Source organism: Pseudomonas sp. B26(2017) (assembly GCF_002113045.1).
Taxonomy (GTDB): domain Bacteria; phylum Pseudomonadota; class Gammaproteobacteria; order Pseudomonadales; family Pseudomonadaceae; genus Aquipseudomonas.
In genome coordinates this window covers 122,961-140,953 of sequence record NZ_NEJJ01000017.1, presented here as the reverse complement: position 1 = coordinate 140,953, position 17,993 = coordinate 122,961, and the positions used below count along the sequence as shown (strand labels likewise).

Sequence of the window (17,993 nt, the reverse complement as noted above, 5' to 3'; positions counted from 1 at the left end):
CTGTAGCTTAGCCTTTTGCCAGCAAGGGGCGAAAGCTTTGCCGGCCTTGCAGCACAAGTTCGCAACAATTGTTGTGCAGAGTGCGTCAGCGGCGAAATTGCCGGCCTGCTCGGGTCCCGATTCAGGTAGAATGCGCGCCCGGTTTTTGGAGAAGCTCATGACCCTGCTCAAATTCAGCGATGTGTCCCTTGCATTCGGCGCGATGCCGTTGTTGGACAAGGTGTCCTGGCAGATCGCCCGTGGTGAGCGGGTGTGCATCATCGGCCGCAACGGCACTGGCAAATCCAGCATGATGAAACTGGTCAAGGGCGACCAGAAGCCCGATGACGGCTCGGTGTGGCGTGCCCCCGGTCTGAAAATCGGTGAATTGCCGCAGGAATTGCCGCTGGCCGACGAGCGGACCGTGTTCGATGTGGTGGCCGAAGGCCTCGACGGCGTGGGTGCACTGCTTGCCGAATACCATCACCTGAGCCAGAACATTGTCACCGACGCTGATCTGGAAAAACTGATGCACGTCCAGCACGATCTCGAAGCCCGTGACGGCTGGCGCCTGCAGACCCTGGTCGACAGCACCCTGAGCCGTTTGCAACTGCCGGCCGACAAGACCCTCGCCGAGTTGTCCGGCGGCTGGCGTCGTCGCGTGCTGCTGGCGCAGGCGCTGGTGTCCGAGCCGGATCTGCTGCTGCTCGACGAACCGACCAACCACCTGGACATCGGTGCGATCGCCTGGCTCGAAGAAGCGCTGAAGGATTTCCAGGGCGCCGTACTGTTCATCACGCACGACCGTTCCTTCCTGCAAAACCTTGCTACCCGCATCCTCGAACTGGATCGCGGTGGCCTGATCGACTGGAACGGCGACTACGCCAGTTTCCTGGTGCACAAAGAAGCCGAGCTGGCCGCTGAAGAAACCGCCAACGCGCTGTTCGACAAGCGTCTGGCTCAGGAAGAAGTATGGATTCGTCAGGGCATCAAGGCCCGTCGTACCCGTAACGAAGGCCGCGTGCGTGCGCTGAAGGCCCTGCGTGTCGAACGCAGCGAGCGACGTGAGCGCACCGGCAAGGCCAACATCCAGCTCGAAACAGCGGAGAAGTCCGGCAAGCAGGTGATGGTGCTGGATAACGTGAGCTTCGCCCACCCGGGCGGTCCGTTCCTGATCCGCGATTTCTCCATGGTGCTGCAGCGCGGCGATCGCATCGGCCTGCTCGGCGCCAACGGCACCGGCAAGACCACCCTGCTGAAACTGATGCTCAGCGGTCTGCAACCGACCAGCGGCAAAGTGGAGGAGGGCACCAAGATCGACGTGGCCTACTTCGACCAGTTGCGCCATCAGCTGGATCTGGAAAAAACCGTGGTCGACAACGTCGCCGAAGGTCGCGATTTCATCGATATCAATGGCCAGAGCCGCCACGTGCTGAGCTATCTCGGCGACTTCCTCTTCAGCCCGCAGCGTGCCCGCACGCCGGTGAAGGCGTTGTCCGGTGGCGAGCGTGCGCGTCTTTTGCTGGCCAAACTGTTCAGCAAGCCGGCGAACCTGCTGGTACTCGACGAACCGACCAACGACCTCGACGTGGAAACCCTCGAGTTGCTCGAAGAGGTGCTGCTGACTTTCAACGGCACCGTACTGATGGTCAGCCACGACCGGGCATTCCTCGACAACGTAGTGACCAGCACCCTGGTCTTCGAAGGCGAGGGCAAGGTTCGCGAATACGTCGGTGGCTATCAGGACTGGATCCGTCAGGGCGGTTCGCCGCGCCTGCTGGGCGTGACCGAAAGCAAATCCGGCAAGGCCGACCTGAACTCGGCGGTAGTCACTGCCGAACCGGCTCCGGTTGCCGCGCCGGTTGCTGCGGCTCCTGCTGCGAAGAAGAAGCTGAGCTACAAGCTTCAGCGCGAGCTGGAAGCCTTGCCGGGAGACATCGACGCCAAAGAGCAGCAGATTGCTGCTGTTGAGGCTGAAATGGCTGAAGCTGGCTTCTACCAGCGCCCGCCAGCCGAGACGGCCAAGGTGATTGCCTCCCTGGAGCAGATGCAGGCTGAGCTGGATGCGCTGGTGGAGCGTTGGGCCGAGCTGGACGCCTGATTGTTTCCAGGCATTAAAAAGCCCGGCGTCCAGTGATGGGCGCCGGGCTTTTTTGGTTTTTCATAAGTGAGTGGGATCAGCGTTTGACCAGATGCACCGCCAGCACGTCGCAAGGTGCGCCGTGCAGCACGTCATTGGCGGTCGAACCCAGCAGCAGTGCCAGACCGTGTCGGCCGTGGCTGCCGACCACGATCAGGTCGCAGCCCTGTTCCTTGGCGAAGTGGTGGATCTCCTGGCGCGGCTGGCCGTAGGTCAGGTGGCAGTTGGCGCCTTCGAGCTCGGTGTACTTGTGTTTCAGGCGTTCCAGGCGTTCCTTGGCTTGATCGAACTGCTGTTGTTGCAGTTGTGACAGATCCATCGGCACGTCGCCACCAAAGGCCATGGCCATCGGTTCGACGATATGCACCAGCGACAGCTTGGCGCCATTGCTCACCGACAGCTCTCGGGCGCGGTGGATCACAGGGTCGCACTCTTCGGTCAGATCTACGGCGACCAGAATATGGTGGTAGGGCATGAGGTGCTCCTCGTGAGGGATCAATATTGTTAAGTATGGCTGGTTTCAAGCGCATTGGTTCCAAAGTGACGCAATGGGCTCGTTCAAATTCGGGAGTAGAGATATGACGGTCTGGCTGGTGGTGTCAATCCTGCTGGTGGTGTTGAGTCCGCTGGCGTGGTTGCGTCCGTCCCGTGCACAAAGTGGACGGATAGCCTTGCGCACGGAGGCCCGACGTATCGGGCTGGCCATGCAACTGGCGCCGCAGGAGTGGCCACATTGGCTGAGCCAGGAGCCGCCAAACCCGTGTGCGCAATACCATCGGCCACGGCGCGGCAAGCAGCCGGTGTGCTGGACCTATTGGCAGAAATCTCCGGGCGTGTGGGTCAATCAGTGGCAGGAAGTCTGTGAAGATCCGCTGCTGATGAATCATTTCGAAAAATTGCCGGGCAACGTTTTCAAGGTCGAAGCCGACAAGCAGATGATTGCGCTCTATTGGGGCGAGAAGGGTGACGCGTCGGTTTTGCTGGAAATCGATGCAACGCTCAAAGCGCTGGCATGACTCGCGGACTTTTCGCGCTGCAACGGTGCGAAACGTCTGGCAGACGCGCAATAAAAAGCCCGACATGATTCATCGGGCGGGGTTGGCCAGGCAGGCCGGAAATTCTTTTTGGCGTTGATCCGGTGTGATCCGGTCAGCAAACGTGCGCCTGTTTTCCTTCGTAGTCCAGCCAGCGTAGCCTGTTAAACAAGGCTTGCGGTGAATTAGGGCGAATTTTCTAACTATTAATCTTATGAATGCCCTCACATGCGAGCGTGTGTGGCCGGGCTGCGTCCTACGGAAATGACCGCAAAGTCGCATTTCAACCCGTATTTTGGGCGATTGACAATTGTCGGAAATTCCGTGAAGGTGGCGTACCCAAATCAAACGGGCGTATGAATTGAGCGTTTGTATTGCAGACTGCTCCTACAGAATCCCGACTATCGCGTTGGCGGGTGTGCCGGGTGGATGGGTGTCAGCATCGACGAGAAAACGTCCTGCCGAGCCATTTGCCTGCGTCCGACGTGTACTGTTCAGCTTCCATATCGTGGAGATCAGTTGATGATTTACGAAGGTAAAGCCATCACGGTTAAAGCTCTTGAAAGTGGCATCGTCGAATTGAAATTCGACCTCAAGGGTGAGTCCGTCAACAAGTTCAACCGTCTTACCCTGAACGAACTGCGTCAGGCCGTAGACACCATCAAGGCAGATGCTTCGATCAAGGGCGTGATCGTCAGCAGTGGCAAGGACGTGTTCATCGTCGGCGCCGACATCACCGAATTTGTCGACAACTTCAAGCTGCCGGATGCCGAGCTGGTTGCTGGCAATCTCGAAGCCAACAAGATCTTCAGCGATTTCGAAGACCTCAACGTTCCGACCGTAGCCGCGATCAACGGCATCGCCCTGGGTGGCGGTCTGGAAATGTGCCTGGCAGCGGACTACCGCGTCATGTCGACCAAGGCCAAGATCGGTCTGCCGGAAGTCAAGCTGGGCATCTACCCGGGCTTCGGTGGTACCGTTCGTCTGCCGCGCCTGATCGGTGCCGACAACGCCATCGAGTGGATTGCCGCCGGCAAGGAAAACCGTCCTGAGGACGCGCTGAAGGTCGGCGCCGTCGATGCCGTGGTTGCTCCTGAAAAACTGCACGATGCCGCCCTTGAGCTGATCAAGCGCGCCGTCTCCGGCGAGTTCGACTTTAAGGCCAAGCGCCAGCCTAAGCTGGAAAAGCTCAAGCTGAACGCCATTGAACAAATGATGGCCTTCGAAACTGCCAAAGGTTTCGTGGCTGGCCAGGCGGGTCCGAACTACCCGGCCCCGGTTGAAGCGATCAAGACCATCCAGAAAGCCGCGAACTTCGGCCGCGACAAGGCGCTGGAAGTCGAAGCAGCAGGTTTCGTGAAGCTGGCCAAGACCTCTGCCGCGCAGAGTTTGATCGGTCTGTTCCTGAACGATCAGGAGCTGAAGAAAAAGGCCAAGGCCTACGACGAAATCGCCAAGGACGTGAAGCAGGCTGCCGTACTGGGCGCCGGCATCATGGGTGGCGGTATCGCCTATCAGTCGGCTTCCAAAGGTACGCCGATCCTGATGAAGGACATCAACGAGCACGGCATCGAGCAAGGTCTGGCTGAAGCCGCCAAGCTGCTGGTTGGCCGCGTTGATAAAGGCCGCATGACCGCCGCGAAAATGGCTGAAGTGCTCAACGGCATTCGTCCGACCCTGTCCTACGGCGATTTCGGGCACGTCGACCTGGTTGTTGAAGCCGTGGTCGAGAATCCGAAGGTCAAGCAAGCCGTTCTGGCGGAAGTCGAAGAGAAGGTCAAAGAGGACACCATCCTCGCGTCCAACACCTCGACCATTTCCATCAGCCTGCTGGCCAAGGCGCTCAAGCGTCCGGAAAACTTCGTCGGCATGCACTTCTTCAACCCGGTGCACATGATGCCGCTGGTGGAAGTGATCCGCGGCGAGAAGTCCAGCGAGCAGGCGATTGCCACCACCGTTGCCTACGCCAAGAAAATGGGCAAGAACCCGATCGTCGTCAACGACTGCCCGGGCTTCCTGGTCAACCGCGTACTGTTCCCGTACTTTGGTGGTTTCGCCAAGCTGGTCAGCGCCGGTGTGGACTTCGTCCGTATCGACAAGATCATGGAAAAATTCGGCTGGCCGATGGGCCCGGCGTACCTGATGGACGTGGTCGGCATCGACACCGGTCACCATGGTCGTGACGTGATGGCCGAAGGCTTCCCGGATCGCATGAAGGACGACCGTCGCTCGGCCATCGACGTGCTTTACGAAGCCAAGCGTCTGGGCCAGAAGAACGGCAAGGGCTTCTATGCCTACGAGGCCGACAAGAAAGGCAAGCAGAAGAAAGTCGCCGATCCGTCGGTGCTGGAAGTGCTCAAGCCGATCATCTACGAGCAGCGAGAAGTCACTGACGAAGACATCATCAACTGGATGATGATCCCGCTGTGCCTGGAAACCGTGCGTTGCCTGGAAGACGGCATCGTCGAAACCGCCGCCGAAGCCGACATGGGTCTGGTTTACGGTATTGGTTTCCCTCCATTCCGTGGCGGTGCGCTGCGCTACATCGACTCGATCGGTGTTGCCGAGTTCGTTGCCCTGGCCGACCAGTACGCTGATTTGGGCGCGCTGTACCACCCGACCGCGAAGCTGCGCGAAATGGCCAAGAACGGCCAGAGCTTCTTCGGTTAAGCGCCCCCAACTAGAGTGAGAGTGAACTTATGAGCTTGAATCCTAGAGACGTCGTGATTGTCGACTTCGGTCGTACTCCGATGGGCCGCTCCAAGGGCGGCATGCACCGCAACACCCGCGCTGAAGACATGTCGGCGCACCTGATCAGCAAGCTGCTGGAACGCAACACCAAGGTCGATCCTGCAGAAGTCGAGGACGTGATCTGGGGCTGTGTGAACCAGACCCTGGAGCAGGGCTGGAACATCGCGCGCATGGCGTCGCTGATGACCCAGATCCCGCACACTTCGGCCGGCCAGACCGTCAGCCGTCTGTGTGGGTCGTCGATGAGCGCCCTGCACACCGCTGCGCAAGCGATCATGACCGGCAACGGTGACGTTTTCGTGGTTGGCGGCGTCGAGCATATGGGTCACGTGAGCATGATGCACGGTGTCGATCCGAACCCGCACATGTCCCTGTACGCGGCGAAAGCCTCGGGCATGATGGGCCTGACCGCCGAAATGCTGGGAAAAATGCACGGCATCACTCGCGAACAGCAGGACGCCTTTGGCGTGCGTTCCCATCAGTTGGCCCACAAGGCGACTGTGGAAGGCAAGTTCAAGGACGAAATCATCCCGATGCAGGGTTACGACGAGAACGGTTTCCTGAAAACCTTCGACTACGACGAAACCATTCGTCCGGAAACCACCCTGGAAAGTCTGGCGGCTCTCAAGCCGGCGTTCAATCCAAAGGGCGGCACCGTGACTGCTGGTACTTCATCGCAGATCACCGATGGTGCTTCGTGCATGATCGTGATGTCGGCACAGCGTGCACAGGACCTGGGCATCCAGCCTATGGCGGTGATTCGTTCGATGGCGGTAGCTGGTGTCGACCCGGCCATCATGGGTTATGGTCCGGTACCGGCAACTCAGAAAGCACTGAAACGTGCGGGCCTGGGTATCAACGATATCGACTTCTTCGAGCTCAACGAAGCGTTCGCCGCACAGGCCCTGCCAGTGCTGAAAGACCTGAAAGTGCTCGACAAGATGAATGAGAAGGTTAACCTGCACGGCGGCGCGATCGCCCTGGGTCATCCGTTCGGTTGCTCCGGTGCCCGTATTTCCGGCACCTTGCTGAATGTGATGAAGCAGAATGGCGGCACCTTCGGGGTGTCCACCATGTGCATTGGCCTCGGCCAGGGCATTTCCACCGTCTTCGAACGCGTTTAAGCGTCTCGTCGATGGAAGCCGGGGCCAAGTGCCCCGGTTTTTGTTTTTGCGGATTTATTTTTGTTTTTATTTTGAAAAAATTTGAGTGAGGGCCGAAGCATGCCGATACAACCTGGGCTCTACCAACATTACAAAGGTCCGCAGTACCGCGTATTCAGTGTCGCGCGGCATTCGGAGACCGAAGAAGAAGTGGTCTTTTACCAAGCCCTGTATGGCGATTACGGCTTCTGGGTACGTCCCTTGAGCATGTTCCTGGAGTCGGTCGAGGTTGACGGGGAGCAGGTCCCACGCTTTGCTTTGGTGCAAGCCGAACCGAGCCTTTTTTCGAAGCCGTAAGGCGAGTGCGCGCAAAACCCTGCGCTTGACCTCACCTTGTAGCCACTATATATAGCGGTGCCGCGTCAGGCGCCAACCGCCTTTCACTTCTAGAATTCAGGAATTTTCTGATCCATGGGCAAATCGCTGGTCATTGTGGAATCCCCGGCTAAGGCCAAGACCATCAACAAGTATCTGGGCAACCAATACGTGGTGAAGTCGAGTATCGGCCATATCCGAGACCTGCCCACCAGCGGTTCGGCTAGCGCCAGCAAGGAGCCAGCCGCCAAGCGCGGCAAGGCTGCTGCGGGCGAAGCGCCAGCGCTGTCGCCGAAAGAGAAGGCACGCAAGCAGCTGGTCTCGCGCATGGGCGTCGATCCCGAGCACGGCTGGAAAGCCAAGTACGAGATCCTCCCGGGCAAGGAAAAAGTCATCGAAGAGCTGCGCCGGCTCGCCAAGGATGCTGACACCATCTATCTCGCAACCGACTTGGATCGCGAGGGGGAAGCCATTGCCTGGCACCTGCGCGAAGCCATCGGTGGTGATGACAGCCGCTACAAGCGTGTGGTGTTCAACGAAATCACCAAGAAGGCGATTCAGGAAGCCTTCTCGGAGCCGGGCGAACTCGACATCGATCGAGTGAATGCACAGCAGGCTCGTCGCTTCCTCGACCGCGTCGTCGGCTACATGGTCTCGCCGCTGTTGTGGGCGAAGATCGCCCGTGGCCTGTCCGCCGGTCGCGTGCAATCGGTTGCCGTGAAACTGGTGGTCGAGCGTGAGCGTGAGATCCGCGCGTTCAACCCGGAAGAGTACTGGGAAGTGCATGCCGACCTTGGCACTGCCAAAGGTTCGACCGTGCGTTTCGAAGTCGCTCGCGAGAAAGGCGAAGCCTTCAAGCCGTTGAACGAAGCGCAGGCGACGGCCGCGCTGGAGAAGCTCAAGTCCTCTAGCTACAGCATCGTCAAGCGTGAAGACAAACCGACCAGCAGCAAGCCGTCGGCACCGTTCATTACTTCCACACTGCAGCAGGCCGCGAGCAATCGACTGGGCTTCGGTGTGAAGAAAACCATGATGATGGCCCAGCGTCTCTACGAAGCCGGCTACATCACCTATATGCGTACCGACTCGACCAACCTCTCGGCCGATGCCGTGGCGATGGCGCGCGATTACATCGAAACCGAGTTCGGCAAGAAATACCTGCCGGAGTCGCCGAACGTCTACAGCAGCAAGGAAGGCGCACAAGAGGCTCACGAAGCGATTCGTCCATCTGACGCCAACACCACGCCAGCCAAGCTGGCCGGCATGGAGCGCGACGCTGAGCGCCTTTACGAGCTGATCTGGCGCCAGTTCCTGGCTTGCCAGATGCTGCCGGCGCAATACCTGTCGACCACCGTCAGCGTCGCTGCCGGCGACTTCGAGCTGCGCGCCAAGGGCCGCATTCTGAAGTTCGATGGTTACACCCGCGTGCTGCCGCAAATCACCAAGCCTGGTGACGATGACGTTCTGCCGGACATGGCTCAGGGCGACGTGATGACGTTGATCAAGCTCGATCCGTCCCAGCACTTCACCAAGCCGCCGGCCCGTTATTCGGAAGCCAGCCTGGTGAAGGAAATGGAAAAGCGCGGCATCGGTCGTCCTTCGACTTACGCAGCGATCATCTCGACCATTCAGGATCGCGGCTATGTGACCCTGCACAACCGTCGTTTCTATTCGGAAAAGATGGGCGATATCGTTACCGAGCGTCTGTCTGAAAGCTTCTCGAACCTCATGGACTACGGTTTCACCGCCGGCATGGAAGAGAACCTCGATGACGTGGCGCAGGGCGAGCGCGATTGGAAGAACGTGCTGGACGAGTTCTACGGCGACTTCAAGAAAAAACTTGAAGTGGCGGAGAATCCGGAAGCCGGCATGCGTGCCAACCAGCCGGTGATGACCGATATTCCGTGCACCACCTGCGGCCGTCCGATGCAGATTCGTACTGCGTCGACTGGCGTGTTCCTCGGCTGCTCGGGTTACAGCCTGCCGCCGAAAGAGCGCTGCAAGGCCACCGTCAACCTGGTGCCGGGCGATGAAATCGCTGCGGATGACGAGGGTGAGTCGGAATCCTTGGTACTGCGCGGCAAGCATCGTTGCCCGATCTGCAGTACAGCAATGGACGCCTACCTGCTCGACGAGAAACGCAAGCTGCACATCTGCGGTAACAACCCGGATTGCGCCGGCTACGAAATCGAAGAAGGCAGCTATCGCATCAAGGGCTACGAAGGCCCGAGCCTGGAATGCGACAAGTGCGGCAGCGAGATGCAGCTCAAGACCGGCCGTTTCGGCAAGTTCTTCGGTTGTACCAACCCGACGTGCAAGAACACCCGCAAACTGCTGAAAAGCGGTGATGCGGCGCCGCCGAAGATGGATCCGGTGAAGATGCCCGAGCTGAAATGCGAGAAGGTCAATGACACCTACATTCTGCGCGACGGTGCGTCCGGCCTGTTCCTGGCGGCCAGCCAGTTCCCGAAAAACCGCGAGACCCGTGCTCCGCTGGTGATCGAGATTCTGCCGCACAAGGACGAAATCGATCCGAAGTACCACTTCCTGTGCGAAGCGCCGCAGAAGGATCCGGATGGCTTGCCAGCCGTGATCCGCTACAGCCGCAAGACCAAGGAACAATACGTTCAGACCGAAGTCGACGGCAAGCCAACAGGCTGGAAAGCGTTCTTCGATGGTGGCAAGTGGACGGTCGAAGACAAGCGTCCGGCAAAAGCCAAGGCTTGAGCAAACGCTGAACTGAAGGTGCGCTGATCGGGCATCTTCAATTCAAAAGGCCGCATGACAACCTTCGGGTTTTCATGCGGCCTTTTTGTTTAATGCTTGCGGTCGGATCGGCTGATCCATGACACTGTCCGGCCTGTGTGAAGCAATTATTTCGTTGTGGAGAGTGCCGACATGGCCCACGAACTCTATACCCGTACCAATCAGAAGATCTATTTCGCGGGTTTGTCGCTGGAAGCGCTGGCCAGGGCCGAAGAGGGGCGGGCGATGAATTCGCTGGCGCTGATTCAGGCCGGGCGCGAGTCCGCACTGTTTCATCTCTATGGTGCATTGTTGGGGTTGTGTCATGAAATCGCGGGCTTCTATCGTCTGCCGCAAGCCAATGCGTCGCGGGCGGAAGCCTTGTTGACCCGTGAAGTGCTGGAGTCGATTGCCATCCCTGAGCTGGCAGAGATGATTGAGCTGGCAAGCAATTCAGAGACCTGGCTGGCTAAATTGCTGGCTGCGCACTCGGCGCTGTTTCAGCCACCTCGGGTTCCACATAAACCGAAAGGTGATGTGACGCAGCCGTTGATTCAGGCGGTGAGTCTGGATGAGGAAGAGGCAGTTGAAGAGCTGAGCCGCGAAGAGCTCGAGAGCTGGCGGCAGAACCTCAAGGGGCTGGCGATCCGCTTCCGTGAAGGCTTGAACGAGTGCTGAGGGGCTCTGGACTGGCGGCGACGAGAGGCGTGCTGCTGGTCAAGATCCCGAGCGAAGCCTGAATGATGTCTATATAATCCCTGCCTTTCGTGGAGAACAGACCTATATGCCAACGTCCTTTCTAGAAATTGTCGAGCTACCAGACGGCCGAATCGAACTGCGCAGGGCTGAGGACGAGGGTTCTCTGGTGACTCTGGATTTCTCCGAGGATGCCAAGGCGTTTCTGCAGGGCCAGCACGTTGAAATTGCCAAGGCGATGTTGAGCGTCGGTGTGCAAATGGCGGGGCGTATGGTTGAAGGCGAATTCGACAAGGATGAGGGACCGCGCGTTCTTCACTGATCTGCTGTCTGTCAGTTACTGCTACAGATCGGCTTCTCTATCCTTGGAGAAGCCCTGCGCTTTACGTGGCGCGCGTTGTTGCTGAATCACCCCAAGCGAATATTCAGGCTTTGAGCGTCACCGGTGCGGGCGGCGCTGATCAACTGTTGCCGTGCGCCTGCGCTCAGTGGATTCAACCATGTGACGACCGTGTGGCTGCGACCCAGGCGTAATGCTTCACAGGCCAGCTGCTGAGCGCTTTGAGCGCCACGGGGTTGTAACAGCAGGATGCGTTCGCGATTCAATCCGGCATCCCGCAGCCAAGTCTGGGTCAGGCTGGCAGGCGGTGCAATCAGGGTCAGCCAGCGTGCGTCCTGATCGTCGCTCAGTTCGCGAAGAATCGGGGCCAGCAGGCTCAGGCAGTTCCCGGCCGCGCCGCGCAGTGAAAGCTCGCTGAAGGCTTCGGGTTCGGTATTCCACGGACGTTCGACGACATCCTTGAGGATGGGGGCGAGCGGTTGCCCCAGAAACGCTTCGAACAACGGCAGTTGTGTTTGCTGAGGTGCGTGTGGGAACTGCATAAAGCCTCCTTTAGCGGCGGATGACGCCGACACTCAAGCCTTCGATGACCAGTTCCTGGTCTTTCAGGTTGACTTCGATAGGGGCAAACTCGGGGTTTTCGGCAATCAGCCAGACTTTGCTGCCGTCACGCTTGAAGCGTTTGACGGTGACTTCGTCGCCGATCCGTGCAACCACGATCTGACCGTTGCGTGCCTCGCGGGTGGTGTGAACCGCCAGCAGGTCACCGTCGAAAATGCCGATGTCCTTCATGCTCATGCCATGGACGCGCAACAGATAGTCGGCGCGTGGATGAAAGAAGGCCGGATTGATGTTGCAGGATTCTTCGATGTGTTGCTGGGCAAGAATCGGCGCACCGGCAGCCACTCGGCCGATGATCGGCAGGGTGGATTCGTCGACCTTGGCTTCGAAGCCGGGGATGCGAATACCGCGAGAGGCGCCTGGTGTCATCTCGATCGCGCCTTTGCGGGCGAGCGCCTTGAGGTGCTCTTCTGCCGCGTTCGGCGATTTGAAACCCAGTTCCTGAGCGATTTCCGCGCGGGTCGGCGGGTAGCCGTTGTCTTCGAGGCAGCGTTTGATAAAGGCCAGAATCTCGGCTTGGCGTGGCGTCAGCTTAAGCATATTGATCGCTCTGTCTTTTTATACAGTGACTGGGATTATATACAGTGAAGCGGGCTTGGCAATGATCGTTTTTTGCCATGCCGCCGGACGGTCAGTGACGACGCTGATTAATGTGGCGTCCTTGTTGTGGTTAAATATCTGACCGACCATTCCCAAAACGAACTGGCAGGCTTGACAAGGCATAGGCTGAAACGTATGTTTCAAACAAGTGTTTGTCAGGCGGAGTAGCCATGGCCCAGTCGGAAACCGTTGAACGCATTCTTGATGCTGCAGAACAGCTGTTCGCGGAAAAAGGTTTCGCTGAAACCTCATTGCGTCTGATCACCAGCAAGGCAGGGGTCAACCTCGCTGCGGTGAACTATCACTTTGGGTCGAAGAAGGCGCTGATTCAGGCGGTTTTCTCGCGCTTCCTCGGTCCGTTCTGCATCAGCCTCGACAAAGAGCTGGAACGCCGCCAGGCCAAGCCAGAGAACAAGCCTTCGCTCGAAGAGCTGCTGGAAATCCTCGTCGAGCAAGCACTGGTGGTACAGCCACGCAGCGGCAACGATCTGTCGATTTTCATGCGTTTGCTGGGGCTTGCATTCAGTCAGAGTCAAGGCCACTTGCGTCGGTATCTGGAAGACATGTACGGAAAGGTTTTCCGTCGCTACATGTTGCTGGTAAACGAAGCTGCCCCGCGTATTCCTCCGATCGAACTGTTCTGGCGCGTGCACTTCATGCTCGGTGCCGCAGCATTCAGCATGTCGGGGATCAAGGCCTTGCGCGCGATTGCCGAGACCGATTTCGGTGTCAACACTTCCATCGAGCAGGTGATGCGTCTGATGGTGCCGTTCCTGGCAGCCGGCATGCGTGCCGAAACCGGCGTCACTGACACTGCAATGGCTACCGCGCAGTTGCGACCACGCAGCAAGTCTGCGCCGACACCTGCCAAGGTTTAACCGTCCATGGGTGGGCGCGGCAGCTGACATCCGCTAAGCTAGCCGCCCATGTCGACTCTCGTCCTGAACCCGTTTCTCATTGAAATCACCGATCCGCCGGGCCATGCCTCTGGCGGTGATTTCGTGGGAGACGGGTTTTTCGTTTTCAAGGAATTTCTATGACTGCTGGCCTGCAAGGCTCGTTGATGGTGGACGTCGCCGGTACCTGGCTGACGGCCGAAGATCGCCAATTGTTGCGCCAGCCCGAAGTGGGCGGCTTGATCATTTTTGCCCGCAATATCGAGCATCCGCGCCAGGTGCGCGAGCTGAGCGCCGCAATCCGTGCCATTCGTCCGGACTTGCTATTGGCGGTGGATCAGGAAGGCGGCCGCGTCCAGCGTCTGCGTCAGGGCTTCATACGCCTGCCGGCCATGCGCGCCATCGCTGACAATCCAAATGCCGAATACCTGGCCGAGCAATGCGGCTGGATCATGGCTACTGAGGTTCTGGCCGTTGGCCTCGACTTGAGCTTCGCGCCGGTGCTGGATCTGGATTACCAGCGCAGTGCCGTTGTCGGTACCCGTTCGTTCGAAGGCGATCCGGAGCGTGCCGCGCTGCTCGCCGGTGCGTTTATAAAAGGCATGAACAGCGCCGGCATGGCCGCCACCGGCAAGCATTTTCCCGGCCATGGCTGGGCGGAAGCCGATTCCCACGTCGCAATCCCCAACGACGAGCGTAGTCTTGAAGAGATCCGCGCCAACGACCTCGTGCCGTTCGCCAGGCTCAGCAAGCATTTGGCCGCCGTCATGCCGGCCCACGTTATTTACCCGCAAGTCGACGCACAGCCCGCCGGATTCTCCCGGCGCTGGTTGCAGGACATCCTGCGTGGCGAGTTGCAGTTCGACGGCGTGATCTTTAGCGATGATCTGTCGATGGCTGGCGCGCATGTGGTCGGCGATGCTGCCAGTCGTATCGAGGCGGCGCTGAGTGCCGGTTGCGACATGGGTCTGGTTTGCAATGACCGCGCGGCCGCCGAGCTGGCCCTTAGCGCCGCGCAGCGCATGAAGGTCAAGCCGTCGCCGCGTATCGCGCGCATGCGCGGTCAGGCGTTCGCCAGCACCGAATACCGTCAGGATCCGCGCTGGCTGACCGCTGTCGGCGCACTCAAAGACGCTCAACTGATCGATTAAGGATTTTTTCGCTATGACGGTTTACGCAATCATCGGCGGCACTGGCCTGACCCAGCTGGAAGGCCTGAGCATTCGTCAGTCGCTGGCGGTGGATACGCCTTATGGCGCGCCATCGGCCGGGGTTCAGATTGGTGAATACGCCGGCAAGGAAGTGCTGTTCCTCGCTCGCCACGGCCATCCGCATCGCTTTCCACCACACAAAGTCAATTACCGCGCCAACCTGTGGGCGTTGAAGCAGGCCGGGGCCGAGGCGATCATCGCGGTCAATGCCGTGGGCGGGATTCATCCTGCAATGGGCACCGGACATTTCTGCGTACCGCATCAGATCGTGGACTACACCAGTGGTCGTGAGCACACCTATTTCGCCGATGACCTGGAACATGTCACACACATCGACTTCAGCTTTCCCTACAGCGAACCGCTGCGTCAGCAACTGATTGCTGCATTGGCTGCCGAAGGTTGCGAGTACAGCGATCAAGGCGTTTACGCCTGCACTCAGGGCCCGCGTCTGGAAACCGTGGCCGAGATCGTACGACTGGAGCGTGACGGCTGCGACATCGTCGGCATGACCGGCATGCCGGAAGCGGCGCTGGCTCGCGAACTGGATCTGGATTACGCCTGCTTGTCGCTGGTGGTGAATCCGGCAGCGGGCAAGACCACTGAAGTGATTACCATGGCTGAAATCGAACAGGCGTTGCACGACGGCATGGGCAAGGTGAAGTCGACGTTGGCGCGGGTGCTCAAGGGCTGATTCGGGCTCAAAACCGAGTCGAGTCATTTGCGGGCAAGCCCGCTCCCACAGGTTGAGCGCTATCTCTGTGGGAGCGGGCTTGCCCGCGAATCGATCTGCAAGCCGACATGGATCTCAGCGCTTGTCGAACTTGTCCGGCAACGGCGCAAACAGCGCCTCGATATCATCACTCTGCAACTTCCAGTCCCCGGCCTTGCGCCCGTCCAGCACGCTAGCCGCCAAGTCGGATTTTTCCCGCTGCAGATGCTGAATTTTCTCCTCGACCGTGCCTCGGGCAATCATCTTGTAGACGAAAACCGGTTTCTCCTGGCCAATGCGATACGCGCGGTCAGTTGCCTGATTCTCGGTCGCCGGGTTCCACCACGGATCGTAATGAATCACCGTGTCCGCTTCCGTCAGGTTCAGACCCACACCGCCAGCCTTCAGGCTGATGAGAAAGATCTGACGCTTGCCGCTCTGGAATTCCTTCACTGGTGTGCGCCGATCCCGGGTCTGTCCCGTCAGCAGCGCATAGGAGATATTGCGTTTTTTCAGCTCGTCCTCAATCAGTGACAGCATCGAAGTGAACTGCGAAAACAGCAGAATCCGCCGGCCTTCCTCAAACAATTCCTCAAGCATTTCCATCAGACTGTCGAGCTTGCCCGAGGTGCTGCCGCGAGCGGGCAGGGTGGCGTCGTTGACCAGGCGCAAATCGCAGCAGACCTGCCGGAGTTTGAGCAGTGCTTCCAGAATGATGATCTGACTGCGCGCCACGCCTTTGCGGGTGATCTCGTCGCGTACCTTCTTGTCCATGGCCAGACGCATGGTTTCGTACACGTCGCGCTGAGCCTCGTTGAGCTCGACCCAATGGATGATCTCGGTTTTTGGCGGCAACTCGGTCGCGACCTGTTCCTTGGTGCGGCGCAACAGGAACGGTTTGATCCGACCGTTGAGGTGCTGAAGTCTGACTTCGCTCGCGCGCTTTTCGATCGGCACGCGGTAATCGGCGTTGAAGCTTTTGATGTCGCCGAGCCAGCCAGGCAGCAGAAAGTGAAACAGCGACCACAGTTCGCCCAGGTGATTTTCCAGCGGCGTCCCGCTCAGGCACAGACGCTGACGAGCGTTCAATTCTCGGGCTGCCTGCGCGGCTTTGCTGTTCGGGTTCTTGATGTACTGCGCTTCATCCAGCACCAGTACATGCAGCGGCTGTTGCGCCAGGCGTTCGACATCCTTGGGCAGCAATGCATAGGTCGTGAGGATCAGGTCGTATTCGGCCAGATGCTCGAAATGCTTTTTACGGCTGGCACCGTACAGGGCGACAACCTTGAGTTGCGGCGTGAAGTGCGCCGCTTCGTCCAGCCAGTTGGGAATCAGGCTGGTAGGCATCACCACCATGCACGGCCGATCCAGGCGCCCGGCGTTCTTCTCGCTGAGAATGTGCGCCAGAGTCTGTAGGGTTTTGCCCAGTCCCATGTCATCCGCGAGAATCCCGCCGACTTCCAGTTGCCGCAGCGACTGCATCCAGCTCAAGCCTTCGAGCTGATAAGGACGCAGTGTCGCATTCAGCCCCTTGGGTGGCTTGGCGCTGTAATCGCGGATGTCACGCAAACGCTGGGCGAAGCTGCGAATCTGCTCGCCACCCTCCCACAGCAGCGGAATGCCTTCCAGCGAATTCAGGCGCGTGGCGTCGGCCTTGCTCAGGCGCAGGGTGGTTTCGCCCGGTTCCTGCAAATAGAACTCGCCAAGGGTCGCCAGCACCGGCTTAAGCCGGCCGAGGGGCAGGGCGACTTGCAGCGGTCCATGCTCGCTGTTGCGTTGCGGGATGTTCACCAGAATCAGTTCATCGTCGCGACGGCGGGCGAGACGTTCCGGATTGAGGATTTCCGTATGCGAGCGCATCAGGTTGAGCAGGATCGGCAGCAGGCTCAGGCGCTCACCGTTGACGATGATTCCCAGCTCCAGATCGAACCAGTCCCGCTCCGGCGCCTGCTCGACGGTGGCGTACCAGTCGTCGACGGCGGTCAGGTCGAAGCCGAACTCATCGTCGACCAACAGCTCCCAGCCCTGGGTGCGCAGCTTCGGCAGATCATTGAGAGTGAACGTCAGCCAGGCGCTGTCGTTGACCATCTCATAAAGTTCGCCGGCGCTTTCCGGCAGAGCCTTGCTCTGCCGGGTGGCGATGCGAAAGCCGAGGATTCGCAGCTGCTCGCGGTAGCTTTGTTCAATGTCCGGATGGCGTTTCACCCGCAGGGTCTGGGCTTCCTGGCGAATCAGGATGTCGCTGTTCTTCTGGCCGCTGACGTATTCGTCGAGGTAACTAAAGGACAGCGCTGCGCGATGCTGGATGTAGCGCTGCATCTTGCCGTTGCGTGGTTCGAACGCGCTGAACTCGACACTCGCCAGCCACAGGCGTGGCACCGGTTGCACGTTATCCACCAGCACTTGCGGCGGTGCCTTCGGGCTGCGGTTTTCCAGCACGGCCTGAAGTTTTTCCAGCAGTTCGGCGTCTTTGGCGGCGGCGGGGTATTCGAGGGTTTCCTGCACTTGCAGCAACACCGCCGCGCAATGTTTGCAGTTGCTGTGTACCGGGCAGGTGCAGGTCGCGTCGACCATCAGCAGGGTGCCTTTGGCCGACTCACGCAGGTGAATCGTCTGACGGTAGACGTTACCGCCAGAGCCTTCGCAACTGGCGGTGATGGTCGCGTCGCCGACCTGCACGAATCGCACCCGGTTTTCCAGCGCGTAGCGGCGGCCACGCTCCAGGCTCTGTTCCTTGAATCGGCTGACCCAGGAGGAGGCCAGCGGTTTACTCAGGGGCGGGGGCATAAGGAC

At 59.2% G+C, this 17,993-nt stretch carries 15 protein-coding genes; 11 read left to right on the top strand and 4 right to left on the bottom strand.

All coding sequences use genetic code 11. The annotated features are described in order from the left end of the window. The first annotated feature begins 157 nt into the window (after positions 1-157). A complete protein-coding gene (locus CAF79_RS23360; protein ID WP_085700514.1) occupies positions 158-2,080 on the top strand; it encodes an ATP-binding cassette domain-containing protein in 1,923 nt (640 codons plus the stop codon). 76 nt (positions 2,081-2,156) lie between these two features. On the opposite strand, the gene CAF79_RS23355 is transcribed toward CAF79_RS23360, so the two are convergent. Next, positions 2,157-2,594, bottom strand: a complete 438-nt coding sequence (locus tag CAF79_RS23355) for a universal stress protein (protein ID WP_085700513.1) — start codon at positions 2,592-2,594, stop codon at positions 2,157-2,159. Positions 2,595-2,697: 103 nt separating this feature from the next. On the opposite strand from CAF79_RS23355, the gene CAF79_RS23350 reads away from it, so the two are divergent. From CAF79_RS23350 to CAF79_RS23315, 7 genes are all read left to right on the top strand, one after another. After that, entirely contained in the window at positions 2,698-3,135 is a 438-nt protein-coding gene (locus CAF79_RS23350; RefSeq protein ID WP_085700512.1) for a hypothetical protein, read from the top strand. Positions 3,136-3,675: 540 nt separating this feature from the next. Next, positions 3,676-5,823, top strand: coding sequence for a fatty acid oxidation complex subunit alpha FadB (gene fadB / locus CAF79_RS23340; protein ID WP_085700511.1), 2,148 nt, complete (start codon positions 3,676-3,678; stop codon positions 5,821-5,823). 29 nt (positions 5,824-5,852) lie between these two features. Continuing rightward, positions 5,853-7,028 (top strand): acetyl-CoA C-acyltransferase FadA, encoded by a 1,176-nt coding sequence (gene fadA / locus CAF79_RS23335; protein ID WP_085700510.1) that lies wholly within the window; start codon positions 5,853-5,855, stop codon positions 7,026-7,028. Between the two features lie 99 nt (positions 7,029-7,127). Then, a complete protein-coding gene (locus tag CAF79_RS23330; protein WP_007953059.1) occupies positions 7,128-7,364 on the top strand; it encodes a DUF1653 domain-containing protein in 237 nt (78 codons plus the stop codon). 114 nt (positions 7,365-7,478) lie between these two features. After that, positions 7,479-10,109: a type I DNA topoisomerase gene (gene topA, locus CAF79_RS23325; RefSeq protein WP_085700509.1), complete on the top strand. Its 2,631-nt coding sequence runs from the start codon at positions 7,479-7,481 to the stop codon at positions 10,107-10,109. 171 nt (positions 10,110-10,280) lie between these two features. After that, the gene (locus CAF79_RS23320; protein ID WP_085700508.1) at positions 10,281-10,805 is read left to right on the top strand and encodes a DUF6586 family protein; all 525 of its coding nucleotides are present in this window, start codon (positions 10,281-10,283) and stop codon (positions 10,803-10,805) included. 106 nt (positions 10,806-10,911) lie between these two features. Beyond that, complete coding sequence (locus tag CAF79_RS23315; protein WP_007953047.1) at positions 10,912-11,145, top strand: hypothetical protein; 234 nt, start codon at positions 10,912-10,914, stop codon at positions 11,143-11,145. Positions 11,146-11,231: 86 nt separating this feature from the next. Here the strand turns inward: CAF79_RS23315 and sulA are convergent, their stop codons facing one another. Together sulA and lexA are read right to left on the bottom strand one after the other, a co-directional pair. After that, the gene (sulA, locus tag CAF79_RS23310) at positions 11,232-11,705 is read right to left on the bottom strand and encodes an SOS-induced cell division inhibitor SulA (RefSeq protein ID WP_085700507.1); all 474 of its coding nucleotides are present in this window, start codon (positions 11,703-11,705) and stop codon (positions 11,232-11,234) included. A gap of 10 nt (positions 11,706-11,715) precedes the next feature. Further along, on the bottom strand, positions 11,716-12,324 hold the full coding sequence (gene lexA / locus CAF79_RS23305) for a transcriptional repressor LexA (RefSeq protein ID WP_007953044.1): 609 nt from the start codon (positions 12,322-12,324) through the stop codon (positions 11,716-11,718). A 230-nt stretch (positions 12,325-12,554) separates the two neighbouring features. Here lexA and CAF79_RS23300 point away from each other — a divergent pair, with 230 nt between their 5' ends. The 3 genes from CAF79_RS23300 (at position 12,555) to CAF79_RS23290 (ending at position 15,182) form a co-directional block, all read left to right on the top strand. After that, positions 12,555-13,262, top strand: coding sequence for a TetR/AcrR family transcriptional regulator (locus CAF79_RS23300; protein ID WP_085686822.1), 708 nt, complete (start codon positions 12,555-12,557; stop codon positions 13,260-13,262). Positions 13,263-13,420: 158 nt separating this feature from the next. After that, positions 13,421-14,431, top strand: coding sequence for a beta-N-acetylhexosaminidase (gene nagZ, locus CAF79_RS23295; protein WP_085700506.1), 1,011 nt, complete (start codon positions 13,421-13,423; stop codon positions 14,429-14,431). Positions 14,432-14,444: 13 nt separating this feature from the next. Next, positions 14,445-15,182 carry an S-methyl-5'-thioinosine phosphorylase gene (locus CAF79_RS23290; protein WP_085700505.1) on the top strand — a complete coding sequence of 246 codons (738 nt, stop codon included), beginning with the start codon at positions 14,445-14,447 and terminating at the stop codon, positions 15,180-15,182. A gap of 114 nt (positions 15,183-15,296) precedes the next feature. Here CAF79_RS23290 and CAF79_RS23285 read toward each other — a convergent pair whose 3' ends face one another. Continuing rightward, positions 15,297-17,987: a DEAD/DEAH box helicase gene (locus CAF79_RS23285; RefSeq protein ID WP_085700504.1), complete on the bottom strand. Its 2,691-nt coding sequence runs from the start codon at positions 17,985-17,987 to the stop codon at positions 15,297-15,299. Positions 17,988-17,993: the final 6 nt, after the last annotated feature.